General features: G+C 55.2%; 15 protein-coding genes, 1 tRNA gene and 1 pseudogene. 14 read left to right on the top strand and 3 right to left on the bottom strand.

What is annotated here, in order from left to right:
* The first annotated feature begins 4 nt into the window (after positions 1-4).
* A complete protein-coding gene (locus tag ACW4DH_RS15765) occupies positions 5-2,704 on the top strand; it encodes an ATP-binding protein (RefSeq protein ID WP_459637361.1) in 2,700 nt (899 codons plus the stop codon).
* Complete coding sequence (locus tag ACW4DH_RS15770) at positions 2,694-3,398, top strand: response regulator (RefSeq protein WP_459637362.1); 705 nt, start codon at positions 2,694-2,696, stop codon at positions 3,396-3,398. The genes ACW4DH_RS15765 and ACW4DH_RS15770 overlap by 11 nt, the downstream gene beginning before the upstream one ends.
* Positions 3,399-3,554: 156 nt before the next feature.
* Here ACW4DH_RS15770 and ACW4DH_RS15775 read toward each other — a convergent pair whose 3' ends face one another.
* The 3 genes and pseudogenes from ACW4DH_RS15775 to ACW4DH_RS15785 form a co-directional block, all read right to left on the bottom strand.
* Positions 3,555-3,890 carry a hypothetical protein gene (locus ACW4DH_RS15775; RefSeq protein WP_459637363.1) on the bottom strand — a complete coding sequence of 112 codons (336 nt, stop codon included), beginning with the start codon at positions 3,888-3,890 and terminating at the stop codon, positions 3,555-3,557.
* Positions 3,891-4,019: 129 nt separating this feature from the next.
* Positions 4,020-5,182, bottom strand: a pseudogene (locus tag ACW4DH_RS15780) (IS3 family transposase).
* Between the two features lie 297 nt (positions 5,183-5,479).
* Positions 5,480-6,082, bottom strand: coding sequence for a hypothetical protein (locus ACW4DH_RS15785; RefSeq protein ID WP_459637364.1), 603 nt, complete (start codon positions 6,080-6,082; stop codon positions 5,480-5,482).
* 82 nt (positions 6,083-6,164) lie between these two features.
* Here ACW4DH_RS15785 and ACW4DH_RS15790 point away from each other — a divergent pair.
* The 12 genes from ACW4DH_RS15790 (at position 6,165) to ACW4DH_RS15845 (ending at position 13,920) form a co-directional block, all read left to right on the top strand.
* Positions 6,165-6,241 (top strand) — tRNA-Ile (locus ACW4DH_RS15790).
* A 97-nt stretch (positions 6,242-6,338) separates the two neighbouring features.
* Positions 6,339-7,397 (top strand): site-specific integrase, encoded by a 1,059-nt coding sequence (locus tag ACW4DH_RS15795; RefSeq protein ID WP_459637365.1) that lies wholly within the window; start codon positions 6,339-6,341, stop codon positions 7,395-7,397.
* A 64-nt stretch (positions 7,398-7,461) separates the two neighbouring features.
* Entirely contained in the window at positions 7,462-8,298 is an 837-nt protein-coding gene (locus ACW4DH_RS15800) for a DUF6216 family protein (RefSeq protein ID WP_459637366.1), read from the top strand.
* A gap of 364 nt (positions 8,299-8,662) precedes the next feature.
* Positions 8,663-8,896 (top strand): DNA-binding protein, encoded by a 234-nt coding sequence (locus ACW4DH_RS15805; protein WP_459637367.1) that lies wholly within the window; start codon positions 8,663-8,665, stop codon positions 8,894-8,896.
* Positions 8,883-9,569 carry a hypothetical protein gene (locus ACW4DH_RS15810; protein WP_459637368.1) on the top strand — a complete coding sequence of 229 codons (687 nt, stop codon included), beginning with the start codon at positions 8,883-8,885 and terminating at the stop codon, positions 9,567-9,569. Before ACW4DH_RS15805 ends, ACW4DH_RS15810 begins: the two co-directional genes overlap by 14 nt.
* A gap of 73 nt (positions 9,570-9,642) precedes the next feature.
* Entirely contained in the window at positions 9,643-9,966 is a 324-nt protein-coding gene (locus ACW4DH_RS15815; protein WP_459637369.1) for a hypothetical protein, read from the top strand.
* A gap of 2 nt (positions 9,967-9,968) precedes the next feature.
* The gene (locus ACW4DH_RS15820; RefSeq protein WP_459637370.1) at positions 9,969-10,619 is read left to right on the top strand and encodes a TrbJ/VirB5 family protein; all 651 of its coding nucleotides are present in this window, start codon (positions 9,969-9,971) and stop codon (positions 10,617-10,619) included.
* A gap of 9 nt (positions 10,620-10,628) precedes the next feature.
* Positions 10,629-10,922 carry an EexN family lipoprotein gene (locus tag ACW4DH_RS15825; protein WP_459637371.1) on the top strand — a complete coding sequence of 98 codons (294 nt, stop codon included), beginning with the start codon at positions 10,629-10,631 and terminating at the stop codon, positions 10,920-10,922.
* Positions 10,919-11,914 carry a TrbL/VirB6 family protein gene (locus tag ACW4DH_RS15830; RefSeq protein WP_459637372.1) on the top strand — a complete coding sequence of 332 codons (996 nt, stop codon included), beginning with the start codon at positions 10,919-10,921 and terminating at the stop codon, positions 11,912-11,914. The genes ACW4DH_RS15825 and ACW4DH_RS15830 overlap by 4 nt, the downstream gene beginning before the upstream one ends.
* An 897-nt stretch (positions 11,915-12,811) precedes the next feature.
* Positions 12,812-13,123, top strand: coding sequence for a hypothetical protein (locus ACW4DH_RS15835; RefSeq protein ID WP_459637373.1), 312 nt, complete (start codon positions 12,812-12,814; stop codon positions 13,121-13,123).
* A 117-nt stretch (positions 13,124-13,240) separates the two neighbouring features.
* A complete protein-coding gene (locus ACW4DH_RS15840) occupies positions 13,241-13,495 on the top strand; it encodes a FitA-like ribbon-helix-helix domain-containing protein (RefSeq protein ID WP_459637374.1) in 255 nt (84 codons plus the stop codon).
* The gene (locus ACW4DH_RS15845; RefSeq protein ID WP_459637375.1) at positions 13,492-13,920 is read left to right on the top strand and encodes a PIN domain-containing protein; all 429 of its coding nucleotides are present in this window, start codon (positions 13,492-13,494) and stop codon (positions 13,918-13,920) included. Before ACW4DH_RS15840 ends, ACW4DH_RS15845 begins: the two co-directional genes overlap by 4 nt.
* The last annotated feature ends 4 nt before the right edge of the window (positions 13,921-13,924 follow it).

Here is a 13,924-nt window from a genome sequence, read left to right on the forward strand (position 1 = left end):
TGCCATGAACGGAGTGGGGAGCCACGAGAATTCGCGTCCCGATCCGGACGCCCTGCTGAAGACCGCGCGCCGAGAGGCGCGCGGTCGTTTGCGTATTTTCCTCGGTGCCGCGCCCGGCGTCGGCAAGACCTATGCCATGCTGCTTACCGCCCGGGATCGCATCGTCGAGGGCGAGGAGATCGTGATCGGCGTGATCGAGTCCCACGGCCGGGAGGAGACCGAGCGTCTGTGCGACGGCATCGAGCGCATCCCGCTGGTCGAGCGTGAGCACCGTGGGCGAACCTTCCGGGAATTCGATCTCGATGCCACCTTGGTACGCAAGCCGCCCATCGTGCTGGTCGATGAGCTGGCGCATCGCAACATTCCCGGCGGTCGTCACCCGCGCCGCTACCAGGATATCGAGGAACTGCTCGACGCCGGGATCGACGTCTGGACCACGCTTAACGTTCAGCATATCGAGAGCCTGAACGATGTCGTGGCACGCATCACCGGCATTCGCATGCGCGAAACCGTTCCCGATTCGCTAATCTCGCGGGCGGGGGACATCACCCTGATCGACCTGCCCCCGGGCGAGCTGATCCAGCGTCTGAAGCAGGGCAAGGTCTATATTCCGGAGCAGGCCCGGGCGGCACTGGACGGCTTCTTCAGCGTGGCCAACCTGACGGCGCTGCGTGAGCTGGCCATGCAGACCATGGCCGAGCGCGTGGACAGCGACGTGCGAGACTCCATGGGAGAGCGGGGAGTCGTGGGTCCATGGCCGGTGCGGCCCAAGGTCCTCGTTGCCTTGAGCGGTCGCCCCGAGGATGCCAGCCTGATCCGCGCCGCCCATCGCATGGCCGAGCGGCGCAACGCCACTTGGCGAGCCGTGCATATCGACACGGGCAACTTGTCCCGGACGGCGCGTCTTGAAATCGAAAGGAGTGGCCAACTCGTTGAGCGGCTCGGGGGTGATGTGGTTGTTCTGCCCGGGCAAAGCCGCGTTATGGAGCTGCTCGACTATGCCCGGCACAACAACATCACGACGCTCATGATTGGCCGAGCCGTGAATATCCCCTGGCGCTTCTGGCACCGTTCCTTGGGCAAGCAACTGCTCAGGCAGGCGCGGGAGTTCGATCTGGTGATCGTCGCCGAGACCGAACGCAGCAAGCGTTACCGGTTGCTGAACAAGCCTTGGCGCCCCGTTGCGCAGCGGGAATGGTGGCTTCCTCTCGTCCTCCTGCCTGGGACCCTGGGGGTTTCGCTGCTGATTGATCGAGCGCTGGATCTGGCCAACCTGTCCCTGGTTTTCCTGACGGGCGTACTGATCACGGCAGCCTACAGCGGAACGCGTGCCGCCATGTTCAGCGCCGTGCTGAGCTTCCTGGTCTATAACTTCTTCTTCACCGAGCCGCGCTACACCCTGGCAATGGTCCATCGGGACCAGTTGCTAACGGTGTTCTTCTTCTTCGTCGTGGCGATGATCGGCGGGCAACTGGCGGGGCGGGCTCGCCGGCAACTGATCGCTTTGCGCGCCAGCCGGGACCAGACTCAACGGCTGTTGCAATTTTCCCGCTCCCTGGCAGTGGCAGCCGACCACGCCAGTGTTCGCGCCACCGGCGTCACCACGCTGGCAGATTGGCTGCAGGTTCCGGCAGTCTATCTGGAGCGTATGACAGGGGATGACGTCCTGCAGATCACTGAATCTCACCCGGGGACGGTCGAACTGGACAACACCGCCAAGCAGGCGGCTGCCTGGTCCTATCATCATCAGCGTCCCAGCGGCCATGGCTCACAGACGCTGGCGACCCAGCGCTGGCGATTCATCCCGTTGATCGAGAAGGAGGCCATTTTAGGGGTGGTCGGATTGGCGTTGGGTGATCGAGAAGCCTCGCTGGAACATGACCAGGAAATGCTGATCGACACCCTGATCAATCAGCTAAGCATGGCCCTGGCCCGTACGCGTCTGGTCAACGATCTGGGGGCTGCACGGTTGGCCGAAGAGAACGAGCGGTTGCGTTCAGCCCTGTTATCCTCGGTCTCGCATGACCTGCGCACCCCGCTGGCATCGATCATCGGCGCCGCCAGTTCGTTACGCGATTTGGATGCCCAGCTCTCCGGTGCAGACAAACGCGAATTGCTCGATAGCGTGTTGGGCGAAAGCGAGCGCCTCAACCGCTACATTCAGAACCTGCTGGATATGACGCGGCTTGGCCATGGCACGTTGAAGATCGAGCGTGACTGGGTGACCTTGGCCGACCTGATCAATGCCGCACTCAAAAGACTGGAGACGGCGCTGAACGGCATCAGAATCGAGCGCGAGTGGCCATCGGACCTTCCGCTCCTTTATGTTCATCCGGCACTGATCGAACAGGCCCTGGTCAACATCATCGAGAATGCGATCCGCTTCTCGCCGCCCGGGGGACGCATCACGATCCAGGGAGAGCGCCAGGGCGGTGATTTCGTCATTTGTATCGACGATGAAGGCCCCGGCATTCCGGAAGCGCTGCGCGAGCAAGTTTTCGACATGTTCTTTACCGGCGGTGAAGGCGACCGAGGCAAGCATGGCAGTGGCCTGGGACTGGCCATCTGTCGGGGCATGATCGGCGCGCATGGGGGCTCGATCAACGCCGAGCAGAACCCCGCGGGACGTGGCACGCGTATCGTCATTCGTCTGCCATTGTTCGATTCGCCGGTTACCGACTACGAGGCCCAGAATGAGCACTGATCGACAGCGTATCCTGGTCATCGATGATGAGATGCAGATTCGGCGCTTTCTGCGTATCAGTCTGGGATCCCAGGGTTACGAGGTGATCGAAGCGGAGAGCGGGGGAGACGGGTTGATCAAGGCCATCGGTGAACATCCGGACCTGGTGCTGCTGGATCTGGGACTTCCCGATATCGATGGCCAGGAAGTTCTCCAGGCAATCCGTGGGCAGAGTGATATCCCGATCATGGTCGTCTCTGTCAGAGCATCCGAAGGGGAAAAGGTAGCCTGTCTCGACGCCGGGGCCAATGATTATGTGACCAAGCCTTTCGGTATTCAGGAGCTGCTTGCCCGTGTCAGAGCTACCCTGAGGCAACGCGTCCCGCCCGGAGAGCCGTCAGCTACCAAGCGTATTCAAGCGGGTGAGTTGGTGATCGATCTGGATGGACGCCGCATCACGCTGGCCGGGGTGCCTGTAAAGCTGACTCCCAAGGAGTACGCGGTGCTTTCCATGCTAGCTCAACATCCCGGACGAGTGATCACCCAGACTCAATTGCTCAAGGAAGTCTGGGGACCAGTACATCAGCAGGACACACATTACCTGAGGATCGTCATCAGCAAGCTGCGCTACAAGTTGGGTGACGATCCTGCGTTGCCAGAACTGATACAGACTGAAGCAGGGGTAGGATATCGTCTGCTCATTGATGAAGAATGAGCCAACATGAGCTCCCCATCAGAGTCAGGTGGTCAGTAGAACGCCAAGGGTCGAGTTGATGCAGACGAGAGCTGCTGGCCATTCTGCTCGACGGCCTCCCGATCGGTGTTGGCTGTCATATCATTATCGCGATGCCGACATCATTACAGACACTGGTCAATCCTTGCGCCGCTCTGAATGTAGCTCGAACCCCTTGACAATCACATACGCCACCAAGGCGACGATGAATACCACCAGGTACATCCAGGCAATGCTCTGCAGGGTCTCGATAACGGTACGGTACACCTCCAGAGTCCAGCGCTCCGGTGTCAGCACCAGCACTTCCGCATCCTTATGCGGGGCGCTGATGTATCGCTCGAGATCGTAGATTCGCACCCCGCCGGAGACGCCCACAACGAAGCCGGCAAAGGTGATATAGCGGTGCCAGGCACCACTGATCTCATCCTGCACGATGCGCTTGAGGATATTGCCAACCGGTCTGTTGAAGAGCATGACCACGATCGTTGAGACAACGGCTGCGATGCAAAGGGTCGCAAGCAGGAGAGTGAAGAACATCGGTACCTCACAAGAGTGGCGAAGGAGTGTTTTATCAGGGCATCGAAATGGAGAGACCTGTAGTGGTCAACTAATCCCGGACAGTGATTTAAGTTTTTCTTCAGCTAACGCAGGCGGGATCCCTACATTAAACGTATGGGGCCGCTGGCGATTTTAATAACCCATCAGGTACTCCCCGATGTCCTTCCCTGGCAGCGCAGATGCTCGGGTAGCCCAAGACCGGTATCCATTCACTCTTCAAGCTCCGGAACAGCCTCTCCATAGGCGCATTATCCCAACAGTTTCCCTGCCGGCTCATGCTCTGCCTCATGCGGTAGCGCCATAACCGTTGGCGAAACAGGCGACTGGCGTATTGGCTACCTTGATCCGTGTGAAATAGCACTCCAGGCGGCCTACCTCGTAGCTCATAGGCATGGTCCAGTGCATTGGCTACCAACTCGGCATTGGGTCGTGCCGATAATGCCCAACCGACGACCCTACGAGTGTATAGATCAAGGACTACCGCTAGATAACTCCAGCATTGCCCGGCCCAGACATAGGTAATATCGCCGCACCAGACCTGATTGGGCCGACTGACCATGAATTTACGATCTAGATGGTTCGGAATATCTGGACGCTCGACGGTGGCCTGCTTGTAAGCGTGGGGGCCTGGTTGCTTACAGACCAACCCTAGCTCTTGCATGAGGCGGCGAACCTTGAAGCGCCCAATGGCAGTACCTTCGCCATTGAGCATGGCGGTAACCATGCGACTACCCGCCGAGCTGCGGCTCTTGATGAATAACCGGTTCACGGCAGCTCTGAGCGTCAAACGCTCGACATCGATGCATGAACGCTTGCGACGGTGTTCATAGTAGCTGGAACGAGATACGCCAAACGCCTCACAGACCATTTCTACCGACTCCTGCTCACTCAACTGGTCTATCAGGGCGTACGATTCAGTTCGTCCGACATCAAGAGAGCAGTAGCTTTTTTAATATTGCTTTTTCCCGCTCCAGACGATGGACCTGGGCTTCCAGTTCCTGTATCCGCTGTTGTTCCGGCGTCAGTGCCTTGGACTTGGGCGTGACACCATCACGCTCCTCCACGAGCTGCCTTACCCATCGTCGCAGCGCGCTTTCCACAACGCCGAGCGAACGGCTGGCTTCGGTGATGGAATATCCCTCATCCAGTACCAGACAAGCAGCCTCCTGCTTGAACTCCGGTGTGAAAGATCGTCGTTTTCTGGTCATCAGACACCTCGCTAGGGGTGGCAAGCGTACCACCTACATAGGTGTCCGGTTTTATTGAACCACTACATCCGCGCTCGTGTTAGGTGCGAGTAGAAGATGATAGTTAATGGCCTAAAGGCCGAGTATGTAATACCCTGATCATACCTATTGGCAGAGACAAAGCGCTAGGCACTGCCAGACAGGGCCCACAAACAGAATGCTTATCTGTGATAAAGCGTATATCCATTGCCTTACCAATCACAAGCTAACCGATAGGGTCAGGCCAATAGCCGACACATGGCGTAGCAGGCTTAACGGTTATCGATCGACCAGTACGGCATCCAATTCTACTGGCACCTCATCGCCGATCTGCTCGTAGCCCAGCATCAGCAAAATAGAGCGTACAGTCTGATTCTGCATCAACACCTGGCCATCCAGAGCAATACGTTCAACATTGCGCACTCGAATGCTGTCCGGCGATTCGCGTGTAAGACTGACCTTCAGCATCTCCTGCTCATTCATGCCTTCGGTTTGAGCACTTAACATCAATGACTCTATTCTCGTCCCGCCTACAGCCAAGTCATTGAGATGCTCGGGAGGAATTTGAGTCACTACCGTTACCAGCGGCATATCAGCCAATCCCGACATCCATGAGGGCAAATTGCCCAGTTGATCGATGATATCCGTCTGGCGTAGCGTAATCGGCAAGCGCAATGTGCCATCTGCGCTTACTCGGCCCTGCATCTGACGCAGATAGTGCTCATGCGGCACCGGCCCGCTGGGCGTGATTTCAATCACCGTCGCCTTGACCTGCGATTGCTCCGGCGCCAGTCGCCATACCGCCTGTGCAGGTGCCGTTAGAACAGCGGAGAGCGCTATCGCCGCCCCCGCACGATAAAGATGTCTGAATGCGATACGCATACTCGTCCCTCCCTGGGAATATCCAAAAACGCACCCTAGCCTCCAAGGGCAGCTTTCGCTATCATACGACTCCCATCTTATAGGGCCTATAGCTCAGTTGGTTAGAGCAGGGGACTCATAATCCCTTGGTCGCTGGTTCGAGTCCAGCTGGGCCCACCATTAAAATCAAGCATTTAGCGATTCCTGCTGGTGAGTCCCATGTTCCAAGGGTACAGTTTCGGTACAGTGCCGATCCTTCAGCCCCCTGGAGATTTTCATGGCCACCATCGTCAAGACCCCCTCTGGTAGCTGGAAAGCCGTCATCCGCAAGACTGGCTGGCCCACCACCGCCAAGACCTTTCGTACCAAACGTGACGCCCAGGACTGGAGCCGCCGCACCGAAGATGAAATGGTGCGTGGTGTCTATATCCAGCGCAGTGCCTCCGAACGCATGACACTTGAAGCGGCGCTCAAGCGTTACCTGGCCGATGTCACCCCTACTAAGAAGCCCAGCACCCAGAAGAGCGAACGTCACAAAGCCAACACGCTGACCGAACACCTAGGCAAGTACTCCCTCGCGGCTCTGACGCCGGAACTGATCGCCAACTACCGCGATACTCGTCTCAATAGCATCGGGCATCGTGGTCAGCCTATCAGCGCCAATACCGTGCGCCTGGAGCTTGCATTGCTTGGCCACCTCTACACCGTGGCCATCCAGGAATGGGGCCTGGGACTGACCTACAACCCCGTCCAGAACATCCGCAAGCCCAGCCCTGGAGAAGGGCGCGACCGTCGCCTGAATCCCGACGAGGAGAAGCGCCTGTTCGCCGTGCTGAGACAGCACAGCAACCCCATGCTGGCCTGGGTCGCCAGAATCGCCCTGGAGACGGGCATGCGCTCCTCGGAGATCCTGACCCTCACCCGATCACAGGTTGACGTGAAACGCCGCGTGGTGCGCCTCACCGACACCAAGAACAACGAAGCCCGCCTAGTGCCGCTGACCCAGGCCGCCACCGAGGTGTTCAAGCAAGCGCTGAACAACCCGGTGCGCCCGCTCGACTGTGACCTGGTGTTCTTCGGTGAGCCGGGCAGGGATGGCAAACGTGGCCCCTATGTCTACACCAAGCTTTGGAATCAGGCGAAGAAGAAGGCCGGGCTCGATGACTTCCGCTTTCATGATCTACGCCATGAAGCTGTCAGCCGGCTGGTAGAGGCAGGACTATCCGACCAGGAGGTTGCCGCGATTAGTGGCCACAAGTCCATGCAGATGTTGCGGCGATATACTCACCTGAGGGCGGAAGACCTAGTGGCAAAGCTTGATCGTATGTCAACTTAATAAGTTACGATATTGTAGTATTATCGTTTGATAAATATAGGTTTTGAAAAAAACGGGGGTAAAGGTGTTTGAGTCTTTTTATTCGTTAAGTTTTGGTTCTCCAGTGGCGTTCGTTTTGATGCTGTTGGCAACTATGTTGTTGGTTTTTTATTTTCATAGAAGAGCGGGGTCTTCTTATGGGTTTATAAATAGGGTGTATGCGTTAGTGATGGGAGGTGGGGAGTTTTACAATGAGGATATAGGGAGCTTTTGGAAAGAGCGAAGAGATATAGAGAGATTTAATGCCCTTTTTAATGTAGGGGCTAGATCTATTGAAGAGATAGTTGGATTTAAAGTTTGGGTTGAAAAGTTTGGCATCGATGTGCGCTTGTTGACCAACTTGAGGAGAAGGATTGATCTGGAGAGAATGAAGGTGGTTAAGGTGAAGTGGTGGGAGGCACCGTTTTTTGTTTCTATATTGCTATTTTTTACGATTGTTTTTATGTTTTTTTTATCAATAGCTTCTTCCAGCTCGGCTCTTTTGAAGTTTAAGGGAGATGACCAATGGCTATGGCTGGGCCATGAAAAAGCTTATAGTACCCGTCTGCACAATTTGGTCAGTGATGAGGAATGGGTCATCACGAAGAAAGAATGTGAGCGCACTGAGGGTGATTACGAAGTCTTAATGTCCGAGTCAGGGCTTAACGAGAAAATTGTGGAGATTATATGTAACTCTTTTTTTGATGAGGAAGAGTCTTTGGAGGTTGGTAATATAATAAGGGAGCAGAAATCTATTTATGTGCCAGTGGCGTTTTCTTTTTTGTTTATGCTGATTCCGTTTTTTGAGTTGTTGATCATTTCAAGAGTGATTACTGCTCGGCGTCATGTGCTGCATAAATATTTATATCATAAAAACACATGATGTTTTGGATGGCTATGAAAGCCGCTTTCAAGCGTTTATGTTTCTGCTTTGTTTTTTGTTTGGTTGAGCATCGCTTAGGTGATGTGTAGCTGCATAAAATAATAAGAATAATAATATTATTATTATTCTTATTATTGCCCCGTTTCGGTTGGTTTAGCCTCATATTTGTGATATTTGTTAAATTCTGTTAACTCTATAAGTGTCTGAAATTTAATGCTCTTTGTGCGTGTCATTTCTTCAAAATAATAGATATTGATAATCAATGCATGGTGCATCGATTGCTGTGAAAGAAGCGCGCGCTTGAGCTTTCTCTTTGCTTCGTTAGCATTGATTACGTCGATGTATGATTGATGAGGTGCTAGCCATGAAAGTCGAAGATTATCTTGTTGAAAGGTTCGGTCTACTGATGAGTATATCAGACCTAGCGGACCTCCTTGGCCGTTCGCCCGATGGCGTGCGGGTTTCTCTTTATTCAGATACTGAGGTCTCTCGAAAGCTGAAGCCGACGATGGTGAAGGTGGGGCGCCGTGTCTATTTTCGGACGCTCCAAGTAAAAGACGCCCTGAATTTGGAGCCTTCTGAATATGGCGCGTGTTAACCCATCGGTAGTGCAGGAGATTCTGGGGAGGGTGATTGCCTATTACACCGCATTCACACTTCTACCTGGTGTTTCGGTTCCTGGTGCAGTTTTTCTCAGTCAAGCATTTTACTGGAGTCGTAACTCAAAGAAGAAAGCACGTAATGGATGGTTCTATAAAAATCAGCGAGGCGAAGATAGCTGGGAGTCAGAAACTGGATTAACACCGAAACAGCAGGCCAATGCTAGAAAATCGCTAGTGGAAATTGGCGTTCTTGAGGAAGAGAGGAGAGACGTTCCTGCAAAGATTTGGTATCGAGTGAACTGTGAGCGCCTGCTTGAGCTCTTGACGGACCAACTCGACGAAGGCTCTTCTGGAAGTGGTTGTAATTCCCAGTTTTTCCCTTTGGTAGATTCTACTATCCCTTCTGGCCAATCTGGTGGTCAGGATGGTCAAACCTTGATTCGACCAAAGGGCAAATCTATTACAGAGAATACAACACAGAGTACATCAAGAAATAAAAGCGGGGCGGCCAAGGTCGAGAGTCATTCTGGGCCTGAATCAAAATTAACGCTGGCCGAGATGGCTGAGTTGCTGGGCCAGCAAAGAGCAGACCTCATAGCCAGAAACTACGGCAGCGACAAAGTTGGAGCTCCTGCAGTAGAAGAAATGCGCAGAACCCTTCGCACGTAGGATTCAAACGGCGCGGAACGGGGGTGATGGCCCCGGCCGCGCCTAACCACGACTGCCTGCATAGGAGGCATACATGGCTAACAGACAGGGTATCACACCCGCCTTCGCCGACAGTGGCCTGTCACGGCTGTACCGATCACACGCGGTCGAACAGCACGCCATCCAGAGTGAGATTCGAACTCTGATGATCATTGCCGGTTACGCTTGCGATTTTCTCACCGAAGGGTTGGAAGTCCTTCCCGAAGACTTCTTCACCTGCATCGAGGAGATGAAAGAGGTGATGGAGTCCATCGACCTGAAAAGTCTGGATTTTGAACAACGGCCGCTCACTCTCCAGAGGACAAAACGGCGTCTGGAGGCCAAGGCGACCCGCCAGAATCGTCAAAAGGAGGTCTGATCATGAGCATCACAATTTCGTGCGCACGAAAAATCGCTGGTGTCGCTCTCGCGACCACCATCGGTCTATCGCAGCCAGCCATGGCGGGCGGGATTCCCGTTGTCGACGTGTCGAGCCTGACCCAGCAGATTTTGCAGGTCCAGCACATGCTTAACCAAATCGAGCAACTGAAAAGCCAGCTCGAGACGGCCAATAGGCAACTGGACAGCATGAGTGGTTCCCGTGGCATGGCTGGCGTTATCGACTCGGTCTATGACACTGCCGTGGATGTCGATCCTAATCAGGTGCTGAACAGTGCCGGTATCAGGGGCGCGAACGAACACGGTCTATCCGGCGATGTGGCGGACCTGTACGACAGCGGCAACCAGAACACGGCGACCTGGCTTGGCCGGTCCCAAAAATCCTTAGAGCAGGCCCAGGAGCGTTTTAGCGAGCTGACGGGCCTGGTGGCCGAGGTCAACAACAGCCCCGACCAGAAAGACGTTCTGGACCTTCAGGCCCGTATCGGCGCCGAGCAAGTCATGCTGCAAAACGAGATGGCCAAGCTGTCCATGCTCCGTTCGCAGGCCGAGGCTAGCCAAGCCATGCACAACCAGCGCGTTCAGCAGATGCGCGTTGCTTCATCAGGGGAACCGTTCGAACTTGATTGGTAAGGAGGCCTTATGGATGTCAGGAAAATTTCGTGCGCACGAAATATTGCCATTATGGCTCTGATCAGCGTTGCGCTGACTGGGTGTTTTGATGATACCCCGGATACTGGCCCGGTTCAGACCGTGGACTGGTTCAAAGCACATGACGATAAGCGCAAGGTGACTCTGGAGACGTGCGGCAACAACCCTGGCGAACTCCAGGAGACGCCGAATTGCATCAATGCACTCCAGGCAGAACGGACGCTGTCCAGCGGTGAGCCCTTCGAGCTTGACCTGTCTAGCTTAAAGAGCAAGGAGGAGTCATGAACCTATTTGAAGGCATGTTCGCGGTCGTTGACCAGGCACTGGACCAGTACGTCACCAACACGGCTACCGACCTCATCGCTTACATCACTCCAATGTTCACCAGCATGTTGATCGTCTGGATTGCCATCTGGGGCTATTTGATGATGTTTGGCAAGGTCAGTGAGCCCTTGCAGGAGGGCGTTTTTCGCATCCTTCGCATTGGCTTCATCATGACGCTGGGGCTGACGGTCGGTACCTATATGGGCGTCGTGGTGGACGTGCTGGCTCACGGCCCGGAAAAGGTAGCAGCAGTCATCACAGGGTCCGATGGAGGTGCCGCGGCCATTTTGGATAGCCTGTTCTCCCGCGTTCTCGCCGTAGCTGATCAGGCTTGGGATAAAGCGGGGGTCATGAGTGGTGATTTCGGCATGTATCTGGTGGCAATTCTGATCATGGTGTTTGGTGGAGGTGTTGCCATCGTAGTGGCGTTTCTATTGCTGGCCAGCAAAGTGGCAACGACGGTGCTACTGGCGATTGGCCCGCTCTTCATCATTGGTCTGTTGTTTAACACCACCCAACGCTTTTTCGAGAGCTGGCTGGGCATGGTGATCAATTTCGGCATGCTGTTGGTTTTAGGATCAGCTATTGGACGTATGGTTATCGATGTTAGCGAAGCGTTCATGGACATCGTGGAGTCTTCGGCAAGCAGCATGGCCAGTATGACCACCAGCGCCTATCTGATTGCTTTTTTTGCCCTTGGCATCCTGGTGCTGAAGCAGGTGCCAGCCATAGCTTCTGCATTAGGTGGTGGCGTGGCATTAGCAACTCAGGGGGCTCTCAGCTCCACCATGAGTGCCATGCGACCCTCCGCGATCCGGCGTCAGTATCGTGGTGTACAGCGTGATGCACGTCTGGCAGGTAACGCTGCTACAGCGCCTTACCAGGGTGCCAAAAAGGCCTACCACGCCTATCAGAGGCGCTTCGGCGCTGGCAATACGATTACTGGAGGGTAAGCCATGGATGCCAAGACTAAGTGGCTAGACACTTGGCGCGCTCGCTGGGTGGGTATGAAGCGAGCCGGAGAGCTGGGGCTGTCGGGCTTAATGCTTGCTGTAGGTGTGGTGCTGTTCGTGGCGTTACTCCCTGAGCTGCCTGGCATGGTCTGGGGTGCACTGACAGGTGACCGAGAAGCTACCCGTACGCTTTTCATATGCGCGGCTGGAATCGCTGTGTGCGTACTCCAGTGGCGATGGCGCACGGCGCTTTACCCTCAGCTTCAGCGTGATACATCAAAGGAGAAGACACTATGAGCTACTGCCGTTTGACTCCCCAAGAGATAGAAGACTTGCGTGCCGAGATGCGTGCTGCCGGCCAGTGGATGAAGGATGAGATGGCCAGACGTCGGCGTGAGCGTGGCGAGGATATTGAGGCTAAGAGAGGTGCCTCCCCAATTACTAATGGCGAAGCATCCACAAAAGATGCAAGCCCACACACAGGTGTCCCAGGCTCCTCCCCTATTACTAATGGCGCAGCCTCTGGCTCAGCCCAAGGCGACGAACAGGTTTGAGACAGGTCCGTGCGTATTACTAATGATGAAGCCTAGCGCGAGTTTCTAGGACCGTTATCTTCGTCTGAGATGGCAGCCATTTTTCGTGCGTACGAAAAGAATGGATGGGTTTAGAGCTAGGGCAGGATTCGCGGGCTGGTACCACAACGTACCAAGGTTCAATGGCCGCCCAGCCAACTGCAAATTTTCGTACGTACGAAATTCATGCATGGTTTGCAGCTAGGGCAGGATTCGCAAAGTGCTGGCAATTGCCGGCAGCCACCTGAATTTAGTACCAGCCTCAATATCGACATCTGACAGAGAATGAGGTCTGGCAGCGTCTGCACAATCTAGGAGCATGAGCATGCTGCGTTACAGCTTCAAGATCGAGCCTTGCCCACCTGAGGAAGGCTATGGCTGGGTACTTCGCTACTTTAAAGATGACTGGGGGATTCCAGGCTACGAGATCTTCGCCTCTCCTTCAGAAGACGCATGGATTATTCAGCAAGAGTTCGAGAATGCTCAGTTCTCAGGTGGGCTATGGGTAGAAGAGATGGCTTCGGAAGGGATGGTTATCGCAGGGGCCAAGCCCGAAAGCGAGCCGGACCCTAATCAGCTGAGTCTGGGGCTTGAATGGCAGTCGTCAGACAGCCAAGCGCTACTTGCTTGGTTTTAGCGCTGAAATGCTTCTGCTACTTATCCTGTGAGTCATCAACGGAAATGCTCAAAGCCCTTCGGTGTGCATGCAATTTACGGTAGTGTATGCAGAGTTACTCTTGTAAGGGCACGTCCAATGGCAATGCTGACAGTTCGCAACTTACCCGACGAGATCCATCGCGCGTTGCGTACCCGAGCGGCTTCGCACGGCCATAGCATGGAAGCCGAAGTGCGCGAGATCCTGGAAGGCGCTGTAGCCCCAGAAGGCCGGGTAAAGCTGGGTTCCATACTGGCCGACATCGGTCGCCAGGCCAAGCTGACCGATGATGAGCTCGCCGCCTTCGGGCAAGTTCGCGACAAGACCCCGGCGCGCCCGATGGACTTCGAATGATCCTGCTCGACACCAACGTCATCTCGGAGCCACTGCGCCAGGAGCCAGAGCCCCGCGTTATCGAGTGGATCGACGCCCAGGCCTTGGAAACTCTCTACCTCTCCGCTATCACAGTGGCGGAGCTACGCTCTGGCATCGCCCTGCTCCCGGCAGGGAATCGCCGGACGAGGTTGCAGGAGAATCTGGAGAAGCGGGCGCTTCCCCTGTTTGCCGGGCGCGTCCTTCCATTTGATCTTCCCTGTACGCAAGCCTATGCCGGGCTGATGGTGAAGGCACGAGAAACACATACCGCGCTCACTGTCGCCGATGGCTACATCGCAGCGATTGCCCTAGCCAGCGGCCTTGCCGTGGCAACGAGAGCTCCCGAACGCTTCGAAGCAATAGGCGTGGCGGTAATCAACCCGTGGAAGATAAAAGCCGCATAACACC

The sequence above is a fragment of the Halomonas sp. WWR20 genome, assembly GCF_054602495.1.